The following is a 19,394-nucleotide window of genomic DNA, read 5'->3' as shown; positions in this document are numbered from 1 at the left end:
TGGTCCCCCGGCCCGCGGCCCAGCACCCTTGATGTACGTACCGGCCGGAACCCCGGCCGCATCACAGACCGCATCGCAGACCGGTGAGAAGAAACGGACAGCATCCATGGCCACGGCATACGGACCGGACACTCGGGACCACCAGCGGTCCGGAGCCGGTTTCGGGGACCGACCCCCGGTGAAGCACTTCTTCCCGGCCGCGCTGCGCGCGCCCTTCGAGGGCAGGACCTGGCGCGAATTCGGCTATCTCCTGCTGAGCCTGCCGATCAGCACGGTCCTTTTCAGCCTCTCGATCACCCTGACGTCGCTGGGCGCCGGCATGCTGGTCACCTTCCTCGGCGTTCCGATCCTGGCCGGTGCGCTGGCTCTGTGCCGCGGTTTCGGTGCGATGGAGCGGGCCAGGGCGCGCGGGCTGCTGAGGCTGGACGTGGCGGACCCGGCGCCGGTGCGCGGCCGGACCGGCGGCCTGCTGTCCTGGGTGGGCGCGGTCCTCAAGAGCGGGGTGTCCTGGCGGCATCTGCTCTACTCGCTGCTGCACTTCCCGTGGGCGGTGTTCGCCTTCACCGTCTCGGTGACGTTCTGGGCCTACGGGTGGGCCGCCCTCACCTATCCGTTGTGGCACTGGATCTTCCCCGCGTACGTGGGCGTCGACGGCGTACAGCTGTACGGGGACAGCACCCAGCAGGTCTACCTCGACTCCTCCTTCGACCTGGCCGCGACCAGTGTGTGCGGCCTGATACTCGTGCTCGTCTCGCCGTGGATCATCCGTGCTCTGGCGAGCGTGGACCGGGTGATGGTGGCCGGGCTGCTCGGCCCGTCCCGGCTGGCGACGCGCGTCTCCGAGCTGGAGTCGGACCGGGGGGTGGTCGTGGACACGGCCGCCGCCGACCTGCGCCGCATCGAACGCGACCTCCACGACGGCGCACAGGCCCGACTCGTCGCCCTCGCCATGGATCTGGGCCTGGCGAAGGAGAAGCTCACCGACGACCCCGAGGCCGCGGCCCGCATGGTCGACGAAGCCCACGGCGAGGTCAAGGTCGCCCTCCAGGAACTCCGCGACCTCGCCCGCGGCATCCACCCCGCCGTCCTCACCGACCGAGGACTCGACGCCGCACTCTCCGCCATCGCCTCCCGCTGCACCGTCCCCGTGACCGTCGAGGTGGACCTGACGTCCCGGCCCGCCCAGGCGATCGAGGGAATCGCGTACTTCACGGTCTCCGAGCTGCTGCAGAACGTGAGCAAGCACGCACACGCGACCCATGCGTCGGTCGACGTGTGGCGGGCGGCGGACCGGCTGATGCTCCAGGTCACCGACAACGGGCACGGCGGCGCCGATGTGACCTCGGGCAGCGGGCTGGCCGGGCTGACCGGGCGGCTGGACGCGGTGGACGGCGTACTCGTCGTGGATTCCCCGCAGGGCGGCCCGACGCGGATCACGGCCGAGCTGCCGTGGCGCGGCTGAGCACGCCCACACAGCGGTGGCAAGCCCTCTTCGCCGTACAGGCTCGAAATCAAGCCACTCCTACTGCTGAGGACACGACACTGCCGATACTGGGAAGCTGGACGCCATACGGGCGGGACCAGCGAGCAGTGGGGGACACAGCGTCATGGTGGAGGACAGGGTGCGCGTAGTCATCGCGGAGGATTCGGTATTGCTCCGGGAGGGGCTCACCCGGTTGCTGACCGATCTCGGGCATGACGTCGTCGCCGGAGTGGGGGACGCCGAGGCGCTGATCAAGACGGTGCACGAGTTCGCCGCACAGGACGCGCTGCCCGATGTGGTGGTCGCCGACGTGCGGATGCCGCCCACCCACACCGACGAGGGCGTGCGGGCGGCCGTACGGCTGCGCAAGGACTATCCCGAGATCGGGGTGCTGGTCCTTTCGCAGTACGTCGAGGAGCAGTACGCGACCGAGCTGCTGGCGGGATCCAGCCGCGGTGTGGGCTATCTGCTGAAGGACCGGGTCGCCGAGGTCCGCGAGTTCGTCGACGCGGTGGTCCGGGTGGCGCAGGGCGGGACGGCGCTGGACCCGGAGGTGGTGGCGCAGCTGCTGGGCCGGAGCCGTAAGCAGGACGTCCTGGCCGGGCTGACGCCGCGCGAGCGCGAGGTGCTCGGCCTGATGGCGGAGGGGCGGACGAATTCCGCGGTGGCCAAGCAGCTGGTGGTCAGCGACGGCGCCGTGGAGAAGCACGTCAGCAATATCTTCCTGAAGCTGGGCCTGGCCCCCAGTGAGGGGGATCACCGCCGGGTACTGGCGGTGCTGACCTACCTGAACTCCTGATGGGCTGACGCTCTGTCAGGTTCCCGCTGAAGGCTCTCGCGGGGGCCGGTCGCGGCTGTCACGATGATCCCGGCCCCTTATCACAGGCATTCCGAGGTTTCGCAACCCGGGAGGCCGACCGGGGGTCCTACAACCAAAGAATGAGTGCACAGCGTCTTCACCGAACGGCTGGGGGGCTTGCGAAACATGACAAACCGGTATGAAATCGCGTCTCAGAACGACGTCCACCATGTGACCGGTCAAGGGAAGGCGACCCTTACCGACGTAGGGTGGGCCTTGGGACCGCCGGCGGGCCGGCCGGTCCCGAGCCGCCGCCCCGAGGGAGGTCCAGTTCAGTGACCAGCCAGGTCAGTAGCCCAGCCGAACAGGCCGATGAGGCCAGCGAGGCGCTCGTCGGGGGGCAGCGTGCCCCCCATTCCCATCACACGGGCGCCGGCGAGAAGGAGATCCGCCGTCTGGATCGGGTGATCATTCGTTTCGCGGGTGATTCCGGGGACGGTATGCAGCTCACGGGTGACCGGTTCACCTCGGAGACCGCGTCCTTCGGGAACGATCTCTCCACGCTGCCGAACTTCCCCGCCGAGATCCGCGCCCCCGCAGGCACCCTGCCGGGGGTTTCCTCGTTCCAGCTGCACTTCGCCGACCACGACATCCTCACCCCCGGCGACGCCCCCAACGTCCTCGTCGCGATGAACCCCGCCGCCCTCAAGGCCAACATCGGCGACGTACCCCGCGGCGCCGAAATCATCGTCAACACCGACGAGTTCACCAAACGCCCCATGGCCAAGGTCGGCTACGACACCAGCCCTCTGGACGACGGCACCCTGGACGCCTACAGCGTCCACCCCGTCCCTCTGACCACACTCACCATCGAAGCACTCAAGGAATTCGGACTCTCCCGCAAGGAGGCCGAACGCTCCAAGAACATGTTCGCGCTCGGACTCCTCTCCTGGATGTACCACCGCCCCACCGAAGGCACCGAGGCCTTCCTGCGCACCAAGTTCGCGAAGAAGCCGCAGATCGCCGAGGCGAACGTGGCCGCGTTCCGTGCCGGGTGGAACTTCGGCGAGACGACCGAGGACTTCGCCGTCTCCTACGAGGTCGCACCCGCCACACACACCTTCCCGACGGGCACCTACCGCAACATCTCCGGGAACCTCGCCCTGTCCTACGGGCTGATCGCCGCCGCCCGCCAGGCCGACCTGCCCCTCTACCTCGGTTCCTACCCCATCACCCCGGCCTCCGACATCCTCCACGAACTCAGCAAGCACAAGAACTTCGGTGTGCGCACCTTCCAGGCCGAGGACGAGATCGCCGGCATCGGTGCCGCGCTGGGTGCGGCGTTCGGTGGATCGCTCGCCGTCACCACCACCTCCGGGCCCGGAGTCGCGCTGAAGTCGGAGACGATCGGTCTTGCCGTCTCCCTGGAGCTGCCGCTGCTCGTCATCGACATCCAGCGCGGCGGTCCGTCCACCGGGTTGCCGACCAAGACGGAGCAGGCTGATCTGCTGCAGGCGATGTACGGGCGCAACGGTGAGGCCCCGGTCCCGATCGTGGCCCCCAGGACCCCGGCGGACTGCTTCGACGCCGCGCTCGACGCCGCCCGGATCGCCCTGACCTACCGCACCCCCGTCTTCCTGCTCTCCGACGGATACCTCGCCAACGGCTCCGAGCCCTGGAAGATCCCAGACGTCGACGAACTCCCCGACCTTCAGGTGCAGTTCGCCACCGGCCCCAACCATGAGCTGGCCGACGGCACCGAGGTGTTCTGGCCCTACAAGCGCGACCCGCGGACCCTGGCCCGCCCCTGGGCCGTCCCCGGCACCCCCGGACTCGAACACCGCATCGGCGGCATCGAGAAACAGGACGGCAGCGGCAACATCTCCTACGACCCCGCCAACCACGACCTCATGGTCCGCACCCGCCAGGCGAAGGTCGACAACATCCAGGTCCCCGACGTGGAGGTCGACGATCCGGGCGAGGCACGCACGCTCGTCCTGGGCTGGGGTTCCACCTACGGGCCCATCACCGCAGCCGTCCGCCGCCTGCGTGCCACCGGGCAGCCCATCGCCCAGGCCCACCTGCGCCACCTCAACCCCTTCCCGAACAACCTCGGCGACGTCCTGAAGCGCTACGAGAAGGTCATCGTCCCGGAGATGAACCTCGGCCAGCTCGCCACCCTCATCCGCGCCAAGTACCTGGTCGACGCCCGTAGTTACAACCAGGTCAACGGCATGCCGTTCAAGGCCGAGCAGCTCGCCACAGCTCTTGAGGAGGCCATCGATGCCTGACACCAACGAACTCCTGCACCTGGTGCCCAAGGCCGAGGCCAAGCAGTCCATGAAGGACTTCAAGTCCGACCAGGAAGTGCGCTGGTGCCCCGGCTGCGGCGACTACGCGGTCCTCGCCGCCGTGCAGGGCTTCATGCCCGAACTCGGCCTGGCGAAGGAGAACATCGTCTTCGTCTCCGGCATCGGCTGCTCCTCCCGCTTCCCGTACTACATGAACACCTACGGGATGCACTCCATCCACGGCCGCGCCCCCGCCATCGCCACGGGCCTGGCCTCCTCCCGCCGCGACCTGTCCGTCTGGGTCGTCACCGGCGACGGCGACGCCCTCTCCATCGGCGGCAACCACCTCATCCACGCCCTGCGCCGCAACGTCAACCTCAAGATCCTGCTGTTCAACAACCGGATCTACGGCCTCACCAAAGGCCAGTACTCGCCGACGAGCGAGGTCGGCAAGATCACCAAGTCGACACCCATGGGCTCCCTCGACGCCCCCTTCAACCCGGTGTCCCTCGCCCTCGGCGCGGAAGCCTCGTTCGTCGCCCGCACGGTGGACTCCGACCGCAAGCACCTCACCAGCGTCCTGCGCGCCGCAGCCGACCACCCCGGCACCGCACTCGTCGAGATCTACCAGAACTGCAACATCTTCAACGACGGCGCCTTCGAGGTCCTCAAGGACAAGGACCAGGCCGAGAACGCGGTCATCCGCCTCGAACACGGCCGGCCGATCCGCTTCGGCACCGGACAGTCCAAGGGTGTCGTCCGCGACCCCGCCACCGGTGACCTCAAGGTCGTCGAGGTCACCGCGGAGAACGAGTCGCAGGTCCTGATCCACGACGCCCACGCCGCCAGTCCCACCACCGCCTTCGCCCTCTCCCGCCTCGCCGACCCCGACACCCTGCACCAGACCCCCATCGGGGTACTGCGCAGCGTCGACCGGCCGGTCTACGACACGCAGATGGCCGAACAGCTCGACACCGCCATCGAGAGAGACGGCAAGGGTGACCTGGCCGCGCTGCTCGCGGGCAACGACAACTGGACGGTCGTCGGCTAGGGCGCACCGAATCGCGTGCACAATCGCCGGGCGGGCTGAATTTCGGCCCGTCCGGCGATTGCGTACAGGGGTGCGGCCCGGCCACCGCGCACGATGTGGCCATGACCCTGGACCGTCCCGCATACCGCGTCAAGCGGCTTCTGCTCGGCAGAGCACTCACCACCGAGCGCATCAGCGAGGAGAAGCTGAACAACCGGACGGCCCTCGGGGTGCTCGCCTCCGACTGCATCAGTTCATCCGCGTACGGCTCCGAGGAGATGCTCCGGGTCCTCGTGCCCGTCGTCGGGGCGGCGGCCTTCACCCTGCTCATGCCGGTGACCGGCGCGATCCTGCTCGTCCTGCTGCTGCTCACGCTCTGCTACAGCGATGTCGTGATGATCTACACCCGGGCGGGCGGTTCGTATGTCGTCGCCCGGGAGAATTTCGGGCCGAACATCGCGCAGATCGCCGCTGTCGCACTGCTCGTCGACTACATCGTCACCGTGGCCGTGCAGGTCTCCGCGGGTACCAACGCGCTGATCTCGCTCGCCCATCTGATCGGCAACGACTTCACCGGCCTGGACCATCTCCAGCTCCCGGTCTCCGTCGCCGTCATCGTGCTGCTCGCGTACGGGAATCTGCGCGGGGTCCGCGAGGCGGGCCGGGCCTTCGCGCTGCCGGCCTATCTCTTCATGGCCGCCGTCGGTCTCGTCCTGCTCGTCGCCGCGGTGCGCGGGCTCACGGACGGGCTGCCGCACGCCGATCTGCACGCCGCCGGGGTCGTGCCGCTCGGCACCGCGGGCGACGGCTGGCTCTACGGAGCCTCGCTCTTCATCGTGCTTCGCTCGTTCGCCAACGGCGGCTCGTCCCTCACCGGGCTGGAAGCGATCTCCAACGGCATCTCCGCGTTCCGTGAGCCCCAGGGCCGCAATGCGCGGCGCACCCTCATCACCATGAGCGCGGTGCTCGGCATCCTGGTGCTCGGCGTCTCCACGCTGGCGCACTTCACCCATGCCGTCCCGTTCACCGACGGCACACCGACCGTCATCGCGCAGGAGGCCCATCTCGCGTTCGGTGACGGTGCACTCGGTACGGCCGGGCTGGTCTTCGTCCAGCTGGCGACCGCGCTCGTCCTCTACACGGGGGCCAACACCCCGTTCACCGGCTTCCCCTACCTCGCCAGCTTCGTCGCCGCGGACCGGTTCCTGCCGCGGGTGCTGACCCGGCGCGGGCACCGGCTGGCGTTCTCCAACGGCATCATCTCGCTGACCGTCGTCTCGCTGGCGCTGCTGGTGGTGACCGGCGCCAGCGTGGACAGACTGGTGGCGCTGTACGCGATCGGTGTGTTCACCGCGTTCACCATGGCCGGGGCCGGGCTCACCGCGTACCACCTGCGGCGCAGGGAGCCGTACCGCAGGCTGAAGATCGGGGTCAACGCCCTCGCCGCGTTCATCTCGGCGGCCGTCGTGCTGATCTTCGCGGTCACCAAGTTCACCGAGGGCGCCTGGCTGGTCGTGGTGGTCTTCCCGATCGGGGTGTGGGCGCTGATGCGGATCAACCGCGAGTACCGGCGCGAGACCGCCGTCCTGCAGAGCATCCAGGCTCCGGGCTCCGACCGCCCGCGCTTCCGCCGCCATCTTGTCTTCGTGCTCGTCGAGACGCTCGACCTGGCGGCGCTGAAGGCCCTGCGGTACGCCCATGAGCTGCACCCTGACGAGATCCGGGCGGTGCACTTCGCGATCGACGAGGCATACGGGAGGCGGCTGGCGGCCCGGTGGGAGGCGACGGCCGCCACGTCCGTGTCCCTGGAGCTGGTGGCGTGCCCGGACCGGCGGCTGCGCCATGCGATGAAGCAGCTCGCGTCCCGGACCACGGAGGACGGAAACACCTGGCTGACGGTGCTGGTGCCCCGGCGTACGTACAGCAACGCGCTGGGGAAGCTGCTGCACCGGGGCACGGGCGAGCAGATGGCGAAGACGCTGGCACAGCTGCCGCATGTGGCGGTGACGATCCTGCCGTTCGACGTCTCGCGGGCGCTGCGGACGCTGGAGGAGGGGCGCGCGCCTCAGCCGGACTGAGCGTGCTGCCTCTTCCCGGCGTCGTACACCTCGCGTGCCGTGTGCACGGCGTCCAGGCGCCGCTCGGTCCAGCGCGCCAGCGCCCACACCTGCTCGGCGGCCTCCTGGCCCAGCGCGGTGAGCGAGTAGTCGACTCGCGGCGGGATCACCGGCTTGGCGTCCCGGTGCACGAAGCCGTCGCGCTCCAGCGTCTGGAGGGTCTGGGCCAGCATCTTCTCGCTGACGCCGCCGACCTCGCGGCGCAGTTCGCTGAAGCGGTACGAGCGCTCCAGCAGGGCGGCGAGGACGAGGACGCCCCAGCGGCTGGTGACATGTTCGAGCACCAGCCGGGAGGGACACATCTGCCGGTTCACGTCGGGCTTGCCGCTCACGTCACTCACGCTCATACCAGTACCTTACTTCAAAGTGGGTACTTTCTATTGGTTAGTGCACCTCGTACAGTGAGCCTGCGAGCCCAAAAGAGGACCAGAGCCACCAAAGAGGAGAAACACCCCCATGAGCATCGTCGTCACCGGAGCCACCGGAAAGCTCGGCCGTCTCGTCATCGACCAGCTGCTCACCACCGTGCCCGCGAACGAGATCGCCGCCGTCGTCCGCAACGAGGAGAAGGCCGCCCCGCTCGCGGCCCGCGGCGTCGAACTCCGTGTCGCCGACTACGACCGTCCGGAGTCCCTCAAGGACGTCTTCCGGGCCGGTGACCGTGTCCTGCTCATCTCGGGCAGCGAGGTCGGCAGGCGCGTACCGCAGCACACCGCCGTCATCGACGCGACCAAGGCGGCGGGCGTCGCGCAGCTCGCGTACACCGGCGTGCTGGGCGGCCCCGCCGCCGGCTTCGAGCTGGCCGACGAGCACAAGGTCACCGAGCAGCTGATCCTCGACTCCGGCCTGCCTCACACCTTCCTGCGCAACGGCTGGTACACCGAGAACTACACCGAGAACCTCGCCCCCGTCCTGGAGCACGGCGCCGTCGTCGCCAACGCGGGCGAGGGCCGGATCGCCTCCGCCACGCGCGCCGACTACGCCGCCGCGGCGGCCGCCGTACTGACCGGCGAGGGCCACATCGGCAAGGCCTACGAGCTGAGCGGCGATGTCGCCTGGTCGCTGGCGGAGTACGCGGCACAGATCGCCGGGGCGACCGGCAAGGAGATCGAGTACAAGAACGTCCCGGCCTCCGTGCACCACGAGATCCTGGTCGGCGCCGGTCTGCCCGAGGGCTTCGCGGCGATCCTCGTCGACGTCGACGCCGCGATCGAGCGCGGACTGCTCGCCGGTACGAGCGGCGACCTGGCCCGGCTGATCGGCCGGCCGACGACGCCGCTCGCAGAAACGGTGGCCGCGGCGGTCGCGGCGGCGTAACCCCGTCCACCCTGGCGGGTCAGGGGCCCCATGTCATGACCGTATGGCGATACGGCTATGACATCGGGCCCTCCCGGCGCTACCGTCGTGCAGTCGGCGGAATAGTTGACACAGACATGCCGGGAGGGCCCGTGAAGGGGACGAACGAACAACGGGCCGGGCTGCTGTCCGGTATCGGCGCCTACGGGCTGTGGGGCGCCGTCCCGCTGTTCTGGCCGCTGCTGAAGCCCGCGGGCGCGATCGAGATCCTCGCCCACCGCATGGTCTGGTCCCTCGGCGTCGTCGGCATCGCCCTGCTGGTGCTGCGCCGCTGGTCCTGGATCGGCGAGCTGATCCGGCAGCCGAAGAAGCTCGGCCTGATATCGGTCGCGGCGGCCGTGATCACGGTCAACTGGGGTCTGTACATCTGGTCCGTGAACAACGGCCATGTCGTCGAGGCGTCGCTCGGCTACTTCATCAACCCGCTGGTCACCATCGCCATGGGCGTCCTCCTCCTCGGTGAACGGCTGCGCCCCGTGCAGTGGGTGGCGGTCGGCACCGGCGTCGCGGCGGTGCTCGTGCTGGCGATCGGTTACGGTCGCCCGCCGTGGATCTCGTTGACGCTGGCGTTCTCCTTCGCGACGTACGGCCTGGTGAAGAAGAAGGTCAACATGGGCGGCCTGGAGTCGCTCACCGCCGAGACCGCCGTGCTGTTCGTGCCCGCGCTCGGCTATCTGCTGTGGCTGGGCGCGCAGGGCGATGCGACGTTCGCCTCCGAGGGCGCCGGGCATACGGCACTGCTGGCCGCGACCGGTGTCGTCACGGCCATACCGCTCGTCCTGTTCGGGGCGGCGGCGATCCGGGTGCCGCTGTCCACGCTGGGCCTGCTGCAGTATCTGGCGCCGGTCTTCCAGTTCATCCTCGGCATCCTGTACTTCCACGAGGAGATGCCGCCGGAGCGGTGGGCCGGATTCGCCCTGGTGTGGCTGGCGCTCACCCTGCTGACGTGGGACGCGTTCCGGACGGTGCGGCGGACGAGGGCGCAGGCGCAGACCGCTGCGGCCCAGCTGGCGGCGCAGCCACAGCCCCAGCGGCAGTCGCAGCCTTCGGCCGGCGATTCCGCTTCGTCCCCTTCCCCGTCCCCGTCCCCGTCCCCTTCCCCTTCTTCGTCTTCGTCTTCGTCTTCGTCGGTCGCAACCCCAGCGCAGTGACCAGCGCCCCCGCCGTCACCATCACCACCGGGACGACGAGCGCCGCGCGATAGGCCGCGAGAGTGGCCTCGGGCGAGCCGTCCGTACCCGCCGAGGCGATCCCGTACACCGCTGTCACCGCCGAGATCCCGACCGCCGAGCCGAACTGCGTCGAGGTGTGCAGCAGCCCTCCCGCCAGGCCCTGTTCCCGGTCCGGTACGCCGTCGGTCGCCGCGATCGTGAGCGGACCGTAGGCCAGGGCGAAGGCGGTCCCGGTGAGGATCAGGGGCGGGAACATCGCCGCATAGGACCAGTCCATCCCGACCGGCAGGAACAGTCCGTACGAGACGACGGCGACGAGGAACCCGCCGAGGACGACCCGGGCATTGCCGAACCGGTTCACCAGGCGCGGGGTGAGGGTCGGCGCGAGCACCGCGTCGGCGCCCATCGCCACCAGCGCGAGCGCGGTCTGCAGCGAGGACCACCCGCGCAGCTCCTGGAGATAGAGCGTCACCACGAACTGGAAGCCGAAGAAGGAGCCCACGAACAGCAGGGCACCGAGGTCGGCGCGGATCATCGAGGCCCGGCGCAGCAGGGCGAGTCTGACCAGCGGGGCAAAGGAGCGCCGCTCGATCAGGACGAACGCCGCGATCAGGAGCAGCCCGGCGGCGAACGCCCCCGCGGCCGGGCCCCAGTCCGCCGCCCCGTGCTCCAGCCGCACGATCCCGTACGCGAGCAGCAGCATCGCCCCGGCCGCCGCGGCGGCCCCCGCCAGATCGAAGCCGCCGGTCCGGACGGGACGCGCCTCGGGCGGGACGATCCGGATCGCGGCGAGCAGGATGGCGCCGGCCAGCAGCACGGGCGCGAAGAACACCCAGCGCCAGCCGAGCTGGGTGAGGAGTCCGCCGATGACCAGGCCGAGCGAGAATCCGCCGGCCGCGGTGCCGGCGAAGACCAGCAGGGCCTTGTTGCGCTGCGGCCCCTCTTCGTAGGAGGTGGTGATGAGCGACATCGCCGCCGGGGTCATGAAGGCGGCGGCCACCCCGGTGACGAAGCGGGCGACGACCAGCATCCAGCCCTGGTCGGCGAGGCCGCCGAGGCCGGAGAAGAGCAGGAAGACGGTGAGCCAGAGCAGGAACATCCGCCGTCTGCCCAGCAGATCGGCGGCGCGCCCGCCGAGCAGGGTGAACCCGGCGTAGCCGAGGACGTACGCGCTCATCACCCAGGCCGCGGTGCCGGTCGACAGACCGAGATCGGCCCTGATCGAGGGCACGGCGACGGCGAGCATGGCGACGTCGATGCCCTCCAGGAAGATCGTGCCGCACAGGACGAGGAGCAGGACGCGGGCGCGGCCGCTCATGACGGCCGCGGTGGCCGGAGCGTCCGGGGCGGGTGGTGCGGGCGCGGCAGACACAGCTGTCCCCTTCGGGTTCGGTTACGTGAATGGAGTGGTTACTCGGACGGGGGTCGGTTCCCTCTTGTAACCACTGGCATCGTGCGCCAGCATCGACTGCCATGGAAGTAGGCACTTCGAAGTCACCGAGTCACATCAAAGGCACCGAGGACGTCAAAGGCACCGAGGACGCGGCCGAGCTGATCGGCGACCCCGACCCGTTCCAGTGGGACACCCGCGAGGGCTGCGAGGTGCGGCAGATCCTCGACCGGGTCGCCGACAAGTGGTCACTGCTCGTCATCGCCCTGCTGGACCGGCGCAGGCTCCGCTTCACCCAGCTGCGCCGCGAGATCGACGGCATCAGCCAGCGGATGCTGACGGTCACGCTGCGCCAACTGGAGCGCGACGGACTGGTCGAGCGGACGGTCCACGCGGTGGTGCCACCGCGCGTGGAGTACGAGCTGACGCCGCTCGGCGGCACGCTGCACACCACGATCCGGGCGCTCGTCACCTGGACCGAGGAGCACCAGGGCGAGATCGCGGTGGCGCGCGCCGCCTACGACGCCCGCGAGGCCGCGGGTGCGTAGATTTCGTTACCAAGTTGCTTTTTTAACTTGGTTGCGATTATCTGGGTGCCCACGGACCCGCAACCGAGGAGCCCCCATGCCCGCATCCGCGCCGCCCACCACCGCCGTACTGATCGTCGGCTCGGGCCCGACCGGCCTGACCCTGGCCTGCGATCTGGCCCGCCGCTCCATCGACGTACGGATCATCGACAAGTCCCCGGAATTTCCGCGCAGTTCACGGGCCAAGGGCCCCAACCTCCGTTCGCTGGAGGTCCTGGAGGACCTCGGCGTCGTGGACAGGATCCTGGCCGCGGGCTCGGCGCCGCTGCCCATGCGCAAGTACCGCAACGGGCTGCCGATCGCCGACAGCGACCCGTTCGCGGCATCGCATCCGACGCCGGACGCCCCGTACGACCGGCCGCGGCTGATCGCCCAGTGGCGGCTGGAGGAGATCCTGCGGGAGCGCCTTGCGGAGTACGGCGTACGCGTCGAACTCGGCTCGGAGGCAACGGCGTTGACGGCGAAACCCGACTCGGTGACCGTCGCGCTCGCCGACGGCCGGAGCATCGAGGCACGGTACGTGGTGGGCTGCGACGGGGCCCACAGCGCGGTACGCAAGCTGCTCGGCATCCGGTTCGAGGGGAAGACGACCGAGGAGCAGGCGATGGTCTGCGGGGACGTGGAGGTGGAGGGCCTCGACCGCGGCCACTGGCACCAGTGGTTCGACGAGGACGGCGCCGTGATGCTGTGCCCGATCCCGGGTACGCGGTCGGGCTGGTGGTTCCAGGCGGGGCCGGAGCGGGACCGGGAGGGAGCTCCCGTACCGCCCTCACTGGAGAGCTTCCGCCGGCTCTTCGCCAAGCACACCGGACTGCCGGCCGCCCACCTCACACAGGCCACCCTGCTGTCCACGTACAGGGTCAACGAGCGCATGGCGGACCACTACCGGGTGGACCGCGTGCTGCTGGCCGGGGACGCCGCGCACGTGCACTCGGTCGCGGGCGGGCTGGGCATGAACACCGGGATCCAGGACGCGTTCAACCTGGGCTGGAAGCTCGCCCGGGTCGTCGACGGCCAGGCGGATCCCGGCCTGCTGGACACATACGAGGAGGAGCGGTTGCCCGTGGCCTCCTGGACGCTCGACATCACCTCCGAGCGGCTGCGGGTCACGCTCGACGCGATCCGGAAGCCGGGCGGCGGCCTGGACGCGGCGGCCACCGCAGAGACCATGGGCCTGGGCCTGGGCTACCGCTGGAGCTCACTCTCCCCCGCGGGCTCCACCACCCGCCTGCGAGCCGGTGACCGCGCCCCGGACGCCCCCTGCCGCGACACCGCGACGGGCGCGCCGAAGCGCCTGTTCGAGGCGTTCGCCGGGCCGCACTTCACCCTTCTGGGCTTCGGGCCTGGAACGGCGGACGCGCTGCGGGCGGCGGAGGCGGCGTACGCGGGCACGGTACGGACGTACGGAGTGGACGCGGGAGCTCGGCACGGCCTGACCGACGAGGCGGCCCACGCCCGTACGGCGTACGGCATCGAGAAGGGCACCGACACCCTCGTCCTGGTCCGCCCGGACAACCACGTGGCCCTGATCGCCCCGGCGGCCGACGGCCGAACGGTCTTGAACTACCTGAGCCACCTGGACCACATGGACCACCCGGACCACCCGGCCGGTACGGCATTCAGGCGGCTTTGAGCGCGTCCCGGCGAGCAATCCCGGTACTGCGACGCGCTCATATTTTCCTTACATGTTATGAGCCGATTCACGCGCACGTCCGGGAGTTCCCGCGTGCTCCTGCGCACCGCCACCGCGGCCGTGTCCACACTGTCCATCCTCGTCTTCGGAGCCTCACCCACCGCACACGCGATCAACACCGCAGAACAGGCCCTCCCCAACGCCCCGGTGAACGCGAGCGAAAGCGGCTTCGCGCCGGAGAGGAACCACCATCCGTCACGTCTCCTCCCTTGTACGACAGGTGAGGCGATGTGAGTCAGCAGCCCCTGCGCAGCGGGGCGAAGGAAAGCCCGGCGCCTTCCTTGAGCTGCGTGGCCTTGCGGTAGACGGTCGATTCGACCTCGTACCAGACATCGTCCTTGGCGGAGTTGCCACCGACGTTGTCGAGTTCGACGCACCAGCGTTCCGGGCGCACGACGCGGGTGTAACTCTCGGTGCCCCGCCGGACCTTCGTGCAGTCCTGGTAGGAGTCGTTGGTGTACCAGGTCCGGGTCGTCCGGCGGCGGCCCGTTCCGCTGCTGGAGGTGTGCTTGACCTTCCTGACGCGCGAGGTGCAGCGCTTGACCATGTGCGGCCGGGTACCCGTGGCGGTCTTCCGCGTGAGGTGGCGGATGTCGTCGCGCAGTCCTGAGACGGTACGGTCGGGCGCACTCGATGCGGTTCCGCCGCCGTGCCCCGAGTCGGCGCTGCCACCACTGCCGGACTCCGAAGGGCTGCCGCAGGCGGTGAGCAGGGCGGCCAGGAGAACGGCGGCGAGGGCCGGGCGTACACGGAACCGGGCCGGTGAAGTCCCGGCGGAACGTATGGACTGAACGGACTGGCTGATGTCGGACGGGTTGGTCACGGGGCGCCTGTTCTGGACGGTGGAGCGGCGAGACTGCTGTCACCGCTGACTGACCTGCGCGAAGGTATCCCACGGCCGACGGAGCAAGCGCAGCGGCCGACAACCCGCGCCGCCCGACGCCCATTTCGAGCGCCGCGGCCCATCGCTCCACCCCGGCGGCAATGGCATTGTCGTCAGCCATGGAGGACTGGTTTCTGCAGACAGGCAGTGGGGCGCGATTCGACTGGGGGCCCGTGGGCGCACAGCGGCTCGCGGTGGATGCCGCGGCTCTGGTGGTCGTCGACGTGCTGTCGTTCACGACCTCGGTGACGGTGGCGGTGGAGGCCGGGTCGCAGGTCTTCCCCTACGCCTGGCGCGACGAGTCCGCGTCGGAGTTCGCCGATCAGGTGGGCGCGCGTCTGGCCGTGGGCCGGCGCATGGCCACGCCGGAGTGGCCGTGGTCGCTGTCTCCGGCGGCGCTGCGACGCGCCCCTTCCGTGCCGCGCCTGATCCTTCCCTCTCCCAACGGTTCATCGATCGCCGCCGCGGCCGGCGCGTTGCCGGTGGTTGCGGGTTGTCTGCGCAACGCGACGGCGGTGGGCCATTGGCTCGCCGAGCACGGCTACGGAACCCCTGAGCGCCCGGTCGCCGTGATCGCGTCCGGTGAGCGGTGGCCCGACGGCAGCCTGCGTCCCGCGCTGGAGGACCTGCTCGGCGCCGGAGGGATCCTCGCGACGCTGCGGAGGCTGTGCGGTGCCGTCCTGTCGCCCGAGGCCGCAGCCGCGGCCGCCTGCTTCGAGGCGACGCCGGATGTCATCACCGCTGTCGCCACCAGTGCGTCCGGCCGGGAACTCACGGACGGCGGCTTCGCCGACGACGTGGGCATCGCGACCGAATTGAACGCCTGCGCCACCGTTCCAGTCCTCACCGGCGGGGCTTTCACGGCAGCTGAATGACCTGCGCAGGTCGGCGAGGAGGCCGGCAGCCCGGCTCGCCCATTGCCGACTCGGTCACGTAACCACTACGAACGGTCTCCACGACTTCATTACGCAGTCGGCCGTCGCCTGTCAAAGCCGAAGTCGGCGCGCCCGGGCCGACCTTAGGCTTGATCCATGCCCATCCCACCCGCATATGCCCTCGTCGCCACGGACCTGGACGGCACCCTGCTGCGCCACGACGACACCGTGAGTCCCCGCACCCTCGCCGCACTCGCCCTGGCCGCGCGGGCCGGGGCGCGGCATCTCGTCGTCACCGGGCGGCCCGTGCCCGGTATACGGGGGCTGCTCGCCGGGCTGGGCTACCGGGGGCCCGCGGTCTGCGGGCAGGGGACTCAGCTGTACGACGCGGGCTCCGGGCGCATGGTGCGCGCGGTCACCCTGGACCCGGAGGCGGCCGACACCGCGCTCGGCAAGATCGAGGCCCAGGTCGGACCGGTCTTCGCGGCCGTGGACCAGGACGGGGCCGAGGGCCGGACCCTGATCGAGCCGGGGTACCGGATGCCCCACCCCACGCTTCCCGCCCAACGGACCCGTCATCGCCACGAGTTGTGGTCCGCGCCCGTCATCAAGGTGCTCATCCGCCACCCGGAGCTCACGGACGACGCACTGGCCGAGGCGGCCCGTACGGCAGTCGGCGATCTCGCCACCGTCACGCTCTCGGGCCCCGGCACCGTCGAACTCCAGCCGTACGGCGTCGACAAGGGGACCGGCCTCGCGCTGGCGGCGGAGTTCCTGGGCGTGGACGCGGGCGCCGCGATCGCCTTCGGGGACATGCCCAACGATCTGCCGATGTTCCGCAGAGCCGGTCACGGCGTAGCGATGGCCAACGCCCATCCGGACGTCAGGGCGGCGGCGGACGAGGTCACGGCCTCGAACGAGGACGACGGGGTGGCGGAGGTGCTGGAGCGGGTGTACGGGTCACGGTGATCACCCGAGGGTCGTTTCTCAGCCGTTCCCGCTCTCGGGCGGGAGCGGCTCCGGCGCCCCCAGCGCCCTCAGCACATGTGCGACCAGGGCCGCGATCGTCTCCGCGTCCTGCACCGGTTTGCGCAGCACATGGCGGTAGTACACCGGCCCGTACAGCATCTCCACCGCCAGCGGCAGGTCGGCGCCCGGGGGGATCTGGCCCTGTTCCTGGGCCCGGCGCAGACGGGCGACCGCCTCGTTGAAGCGGGGGTCGATCAGCTTCGTTCTGACCGTTTCCGCGAGTGCGTCGTCGTGGTGGACCTCGGAGAGGATCCCGGCGTACGCGGGGCCGAAGGGCGGCGTGGAGAGCAGTTTCACCGCGCCCGTCACATTGGCCCGCAGATCGGCGGCGATGTCGCCGGTGTCGGCGAACGGCGTCGTGCCGACGAGCGCTTCGGTGAACGCCTCCAGCATCACCGCGCTCTTCGACGGCCACCAGCGGTAGATCGTCTTCTTGCTGACAGCCGCTCTCGCCGCGATGGCCTCGACGGTGACGCGCGCGTACCCCTTCTCCGTGCACAGGTCGAGGGCGGCTTCCAGGATCGCCCTTCGTGATCTCTCGCTGCGACGCAGTGAACTCGGCGATGTGATCATTCGGTGAGCATAGGCGTGTTTGAGCCAATCCTTGTTGACAGTCCGTCGCCAAAAGTCGAACAATGCTCAAGCGGAAACGGAACGTGCCGTGTCGTGTCGTGACGCAGCGTTCCTGCTGTTCGCACCGTTCGTGCCGTTCGTGCCGCGACGAGCCGATCGGGGGACGGCTCGCCCGGCCGACGGCGCGAGGGCGATCGGGGCGGGTGCTCCCGGTGTCCGTCAGGCGGTGATGTCCTTCGCCGTGAAGCGGGCCCAGGCCGCCGAGCCGAACACCGCCGCGTACAGGCCCTGCAGCCCCAGGTTCTTGACCACCTCGTCCCCGTACACGGGGTCGCGCAGCAGGTCGGCGTACGACATCCAGTAGTGCGGGAAGAGATACGGATGGATGCCGCTCAACTGCGGGATCGTGTCCACGATCTGCACGGTGATCAGCAGCCCGACGGTCGCGGCCATGGCCGCGATCCCGCTGCTGGTGAGGGTCGAGACGAACAGGCCGAGCGCCGCGAATCCGATGAGTGACGCCGCGACCACCACCGCGATCAGTCCGGCCCGCAGCAGCCCTTCGCCGAAGCCGATCCGCGTCCCCGAGATGGTGGTGACCTCGCCCACCGGGAAGAGCAGCGCGCCCACCGCGAGCGCCGAGACCGCCACGACCAGGGTCGCGACCAGGCAGAACGTGACGATGGAGGCGTACTTCGTCAGCAGCAGCCGGGTCCGGCCCGCCGGGGCGACCAGCAGATAGCGCAGGGTGCCCGCGTTGGCCTCGCCCGCGATCGAATCGCCCGCGACGACCCCGACGGCCATCGGAAGGAAGACCGGGAGCGTCACGGCGAGGGCCGCGAAGACCAAAAACAGGCCGTTGTTGGTGACCTGCGAGAGGAACGCGGGGCCTGCTGCGCCCCCGCCCTGCCCCGGCGAGGAGCCGTGGCCCGTCTCGATCTTCACCGCGATCCCGATCAGTACGGGAACGGCGGCCAGCACCCCGAGCAGTGCCAGGGTCCGCCGGCGGCGCAGTGTGGTGGTCAGTTCGGAGCGGAGGATTCCGAAGGTCCACAGCGGGCTGCGCGCCCTGTCCGCCGCTACGGGTGGCACTTCAGCCTGCGACATCGAAACCCTCTCCGGTGAGTGCGACAAAGGCGTCCTCCAACGAGGCCCGTTCGACCCCGAAGGACCGCAGGCGTACGCCGGCATGCACCAACGCCGCGCTGAGATCGGCGAGTTCGGCGCCGTCCGGCGGGGCCTCGGCGCTCACCCGGTCTCCGTCGGCCGTGATGCCGGTGACGCCCAGCTCCTTGAGGACGCGGACGGCCTCCCCCGGATCGGGGGTGGTGACGGCCAGCCGGCCGCGCGCCCCCGCCGCCAGTTCCGCGACCGGGCCCTGCGTGAGCAGCCGGCCCCTGGCCATCACCGCGGCATGCGTGCAGACCTGCTCGATCTCGTCGAGGAGATGGGAGGAGAGGAAGACGGTCGTGCCCTCCGCCGCCAGCTCCCGCACCAGGGTGCGGATCTCGCGCATGCCCTGCGGGTCGAGGCCGTTGGTCGGCTCGTCCAGGACGAGCAGGCGGCGCGGCTGGAGCAGGGCGGCGGCGAGACCGAGGCGCTGCTTCATGCCGAGCGAGTACGCCTTGGCCTTCTTGCCGGCCGCCGCGGCCAGCCCGACCCGGTCCAGGGCCTGTCCGACCCGGGCCCCGCGGGTGCGCGGATCGGCGGTCGGGTCGGCGCAGTCGTAGCGCAGCAGATTGTCCCGGCCGCTCAGGAACCCGTACAGCGCGGGCCCCTCGATCAGCGCCCCGACCTGCGGGAGTACGGAACGGGCCGCGCCCGGCATGGGGTTGCCGAGGACCCGCGCGGTGCCGGACGTCGGGTCGATCAGGCCCATCAGCATCCGGATGGTGGTGGTCTTCCCCGATCCGTTGGGGCCGAGGAATCCGAAGACGCTGCCACCGGGAACGCTGAGGTCGAGGCCGTCGACGGCGAGCTGACCGCCGCGGTACCGCTTGGTGAGGCCCCGCGTCTCGATCACGGTCCCAGGCTCTGCCATGCGTACTCCCCTTGGGTCGGGTGGGGCGCGGACGAACGGACCACAGCGGACCGCCCCGCCGTACGGAGGGTATGG

17 protein-coding genes and 1 pseudogene are annotated in these 19,394 nt (G+C 70.1%); 12 read left to right on the top strand and 6 right to left on the bottom strand.

The window, feature by feature from the left end; genetic code table 11:
- The first annotated feature begins 106 nt into the window (after nucleotides 1–106).
- From OG507_RS24080 to OG507_RS24060, 5 genes are all read left to right on the top strand, one after another.
- A complete protein-coding gene (locus tag OG507_RS24080; protein WP_327369271.1) occupies nucleotides 107–1,462 on the top strand; it encodes a sensor histidine kinase in 1,356 nt (451 codons plus the stop codon).
- 145 nt (nucleotides 1,463–1,607) lie between these two features.
- A complete protein-coding gene (locus OG507_RS24075; RefSeq protein WP_327369270.1) occupies nucleotides 1,608–2,282 on the top strand; it encodes a response regulator transcription factor in 675 nt (224 codons plus the stop codon).
- A gap of 335 nt (nucleotides 2,283–2,617) precedes the next feature.
- The gene (locus OG507_RS24070) at nucleotides 2,618–4,573 is read left to right on the top strand and encodes a 2-oxoacid:acceptor oxidoreductase subunit alpha (protein WP_327369269.1); all 1,956 of its coding nucleotides are present in this window, start codon (nucleotides 2,618–2,620) and stop codon (nucleotides 4,571–4,573) included.
- Nucleotides 4,566–5,624 carry a 2-oxoacid:ferredoxin oxidoreductase subunit beta gene (locus tag OG507_RS24065; RefSeq protein WP_327369268.1) on the top strand — a complete coding sequence of 353 codons (1,059 nt, stop codon included), beginning with the start codon at nucleotides 4,566–4,568 and terminating at the stop codon, nucleotides 5,622–5,624. Before OG507_RS24070 ends, OG507_RS24065 begins: the two co-directional genes overlap by 8 nt.
- A 101-nt stretch (nucleotides 5,625–5,725) precedes the next feature.
- Nucleotides 5,726–7,681, top strand: a complete 1,956-nt coding sequence (locus tag OG507_RS24060) for an APC family permease (protein WP_327369267.1) — start codon at nucleotides 5,726–5,728, stop codon at nucleotides 7,679–7,681.
- On the opposite strand, the gene OG507_RS24055 is transcribed toward OG507_RS24060, so the two are convergent.
- The gene (locus tag OG507_RS24055; protein ID WP_327369266.1) at nucleotides 7,669–8,067 is read right to left on the bottom strand and encodes a winged helix-turn-helix transcriptional regulator; all 399 of its coding nucleotides are present in this window, start codon (nucleotides 8,065–8,067) and stop codon (nucleotides 7,669–7,671) included. The two genes, OG507_RS24060 and OG507_RS24055, sit on opposite strands and share 13 nt — an antisense overlap.
- A 109-nt stretch (nucleotides 8,068–8,176) precedes the next feature.
- Between OG507_RS24055 and OG507_RS24050 the strand changes: the two genes are divergently transcribed.
- Complete coding sequence (locus OG507_RS24050; RefSeq protein ID WP_327369265.1) at nucleotides 8,177–9,037, top strand: SDR family oxidoreductase; 861 nt, start codon at nucleotides 8,177–8,179, stop codon at nucleotides 9,035–9,037.
- A 131-nt stretch (nucleotides 9,038–9,168) separates the two neighbouring features.
- Nucleotides 9,169–10,227 (top strand): EamA family transporter RarD, encoded by a 1,059-nt coding sequence (gene rarD / locus OG507_RS24045; protein WP_327369264.1) that lies wholly within the window; start codon nucleotides 9,169–9,171, stop codon nucleotides 10,225–10,227.
- Here the strand turns inward: rarD and OG507_RS24040 are convergent.
- Nucleotides 10,208–11,566, bottom strand: a pseudogene (locus tag OG507_RS24040) (MFS transporter); the annotation flags it as partial. The gene rarD and the pseudogene OG507_RS24040 overlap by 20 nt on opposite strands.
- A 155-nt stretch (nucleotides 11,567–11,721) precedes the next feature.
- On the opposite strand from OG507_RS24040, the gene OG507_RS24035 reads away from it, so the two are divergent.
- From OG507_RS24035 to OG507_RS24025, 3 genes are all read left to right on the top strand, one after another.
- Nucleotides 11,722–12,186, top strand: a complete 465-nt coding sequence (locus tag OG507_RS24035) for a winged helix-turn-helix transcriptional regulator (protein ID WP_327369263.1) — start codon at nucleotides 11,722–11,724, stop codon at nucleotides 12,184–12,186.
- Nucleotides 12,187–12,262: 76 nt separating this feature from the next.
- On the top strand, nucleotides 12,263–13,858 hold the full coding sequence (locus OG507_RS24030) for an FAD-dependent monooxygenase (protein WP_327369262.1): 1,596 nt from the start codon (nucleotides 12,263–12,265) through the stop codon (nucleotides 13,856–13,858).
- Nucleotides 13,859–13,951: 93 nt separating this feature from the next.
- Nucleotides 13,952–14,152 (top strand): hypothetical protein, encoded by a 201-nt coding sequence (locus tag OG507_RS24025; RefSeq protein ID WP_327369261.1) that lies wholly within the window; start codon nucleotides 13,952–13,954, stop codon nucleotides 14,150–14,152.
- A 1-nt stretch (nucleotide 14,153) separates the two neighbouring features.
- Here the strand turns inward: OG507_RS24025 and OG507_RS24020 are convergent, their stop codons facing one another.
- Nucleotides 14,154–14,741 carry a hypothetical protein gene (locus tag OG507_RS24020; protein ID WP_327369260.1) on the bottom strand — a complete coding sequence of 196 codons (588 nt, stop codon included), beginning with the start codon at nucleotides 14,739–14,741 and terminating at the stop codon, nucleotides 14,154–14,156.
- A gap of 161 nt (nucleotides 14,742–14,902) precedes the next feature.
- Between OG507_RS24020 and OG507_RS24015 the strand changes: the two genes are divergently transcribed.
- Entirely contained in the window at nucleotides 14,903–15,676 is a 774-nt protein-coding gene (locus OG507_RS24015) for a 2-phosphosulfolactate phosphatase (RefSeq protein WP_327369259.1), read from the top strand.
- Between the two features lie 156 nt (nucleotides 15,677–15,832).
- Nucleotides 15,833–16,645, top strand: coding sequence for an HAD family hydrolase (locus OG507_RS24010; protein WP_327369258.1), 813 nt, complete (start codon nucleotides 15,833–15,835; stop codon nucleotides 16,643–16,645).
- 18 nt (nucleotides 16,646–16,663) lie between these two features.
- On the opposite strand, the gene OG507_RS24005 is transcribed toward OG507_RS24010, so the two are convergent.
- The 3 genes from OG507_RS24005 to OG507_RS23995 all read right to left on the bottom strand — a co-directional run bounded on the left by OG507_RS24005 (nucleotide 16,664) and on the right by OG507_RS23995 (nucleotide 19,319).
- On the bottom strand, nucleotides 16,664–17,278 hold the full coding sequence (locus tag OG507_RS24005; RefSeq protein ID WP_327369257.1) for a TetR/AcrR family transcriptional regulator: 615 nt from the start codon (nucleotides 17,276–17,278) through the stop codon (nucleotides 16,664–16,666).
- Between the two features lie 219 nt (nucleotides 17,279–17,497).
- Nucleotides 17,498–18,385 carry an ABC transporter permease gene (locus OG507_RS24000; protein WP_327369256.1) on the bottom strand — a complete coding sequence of 296 codons (888 nt, stop codon included), beginning with the start codon at nucleotides 18,383–18,385 and terminating at the stop codon, nucleotides 17,498–17,500.
- Nucleotides 18,372–19,319: an ABC transporter ATP-binding protein gene (locus tag OG507_RS23995; protein WP_327369255.1), complete on the bottom strand. Its 948-nt coding sequence runs from the start codon at nucleotides 19,317–19,319 to the stop codon at nucleotides 18,372–18,374. Before OG507_RS23995 ends, OG507_RS24000 begins: the two co-directional genes overlap by 14 nt.
- Nucleotides 19,320–19,394: the final 75 nt, after the last annotated feature.

It is taken from the genome of Streptomyces sp. NBC_01217 (assembly GCF_035994185.1).
In the GTDB taxonomy this organism is placed as follows: domain Bacteria; phylum Actinomycetota; class Actinomycetes; order Streptomycetales; family Streptomycetaceae; genus Streptomyces.
This window is presented reverse-complemented; position numbering and strand designations above follow the sequence as displayed.

Bases quoted from the DNA above. Each gene is read 5' to 3' on its own strand.
- OG507_RS24080 (WP_327369271.1), top strand. From the start codon at position 107: ATGGCCACGGCATACGGACCGGACACTCGGGACCACCAGCGGTCCGGA.
- OG507_RS24075 (WP_327369270.1), top strand. From the start codon at position 1,608: ATGGTGGAGGACAGGGTGCGCGTAGTCATCGCGGAGGATTCGGTATTG.
- OG507_RS24065 (WP_327369268.1), top strand. From the start codon at position 4,566: ATGCCTGACACCAACGAACTCCTGCACCTGGTGCCCAAGGCCGAGGCC.
- OG507_RS24060 (WP_327369267.1), top strand. From the start codon at position 5,726: ATGACCCTGGACCGTCCCGCATACCGCGTCAAGCGGCTTCTGCTCGGC.
- OG507_RS24055 (WP_327369266.1), bottom strand. From the start codon at position 8,067: ATGAGCGTGAGTGACGTGAGCGGCAAGCCCGACGTGAACCGGCAGATG.
- OG507_RS24050 (WP_327369265.1), top strand. From the start codon at position 8,177: ATGAGCATCGTCGTCACCGGAGCCACCGGAAAGCTCGGCCGTCTCGTC.
- OG507_RS24035 (WP_327369263.1), top strand. From the start codon at position 11,722: ATGGAAGTAGGCACTTCGAAGTCACCGAGTCACATCAAAGGCACCGAG.
- OG507_RS24030 (WP_327369262.1), top strand. From the start codon at position 12,263: ATGCCCGCATCCGCGCCGCCCACCACCGCCGTACTGATCGTCGGCTCG.
- OG507_RS24015 (WP_327369259.1), top strand. From the start codon at position 14,903: ATGGCATTGTCGTCAGCCATGGAGGACTGGTTTCTGCAGACAGGCAGT.
- OG507_RS24010 (WP_327369258.1), top strand. From the start codon at position 15,833: ATGCCCATCCCACCCGCATATGCCCTCGTCGCCACGGACCTGGACGGC.
- OG507_RS24005 (WP_327369257.1), bottom strand. From the start codon at position 17,278: ATGATCACATCGCCGAGTTCACTGCGTCGCAGCGAGAGATCACGAAGG.
- OG507_RS24000 (WP_327369256.1), bottom strand. From the start codon at position 18,385: ATGTCGCAGGCTGAAGTGCCACCCGTAGCGGCGGACAGGGCGCGCAGC.
- OG507_RS23995 (WP_327369255.1), bottom strand. From the start codon at position 19,319: ATGGCAGAGCCTGGGACCGTGATCGAGACGCGGGGCCTCACCAAGCGG.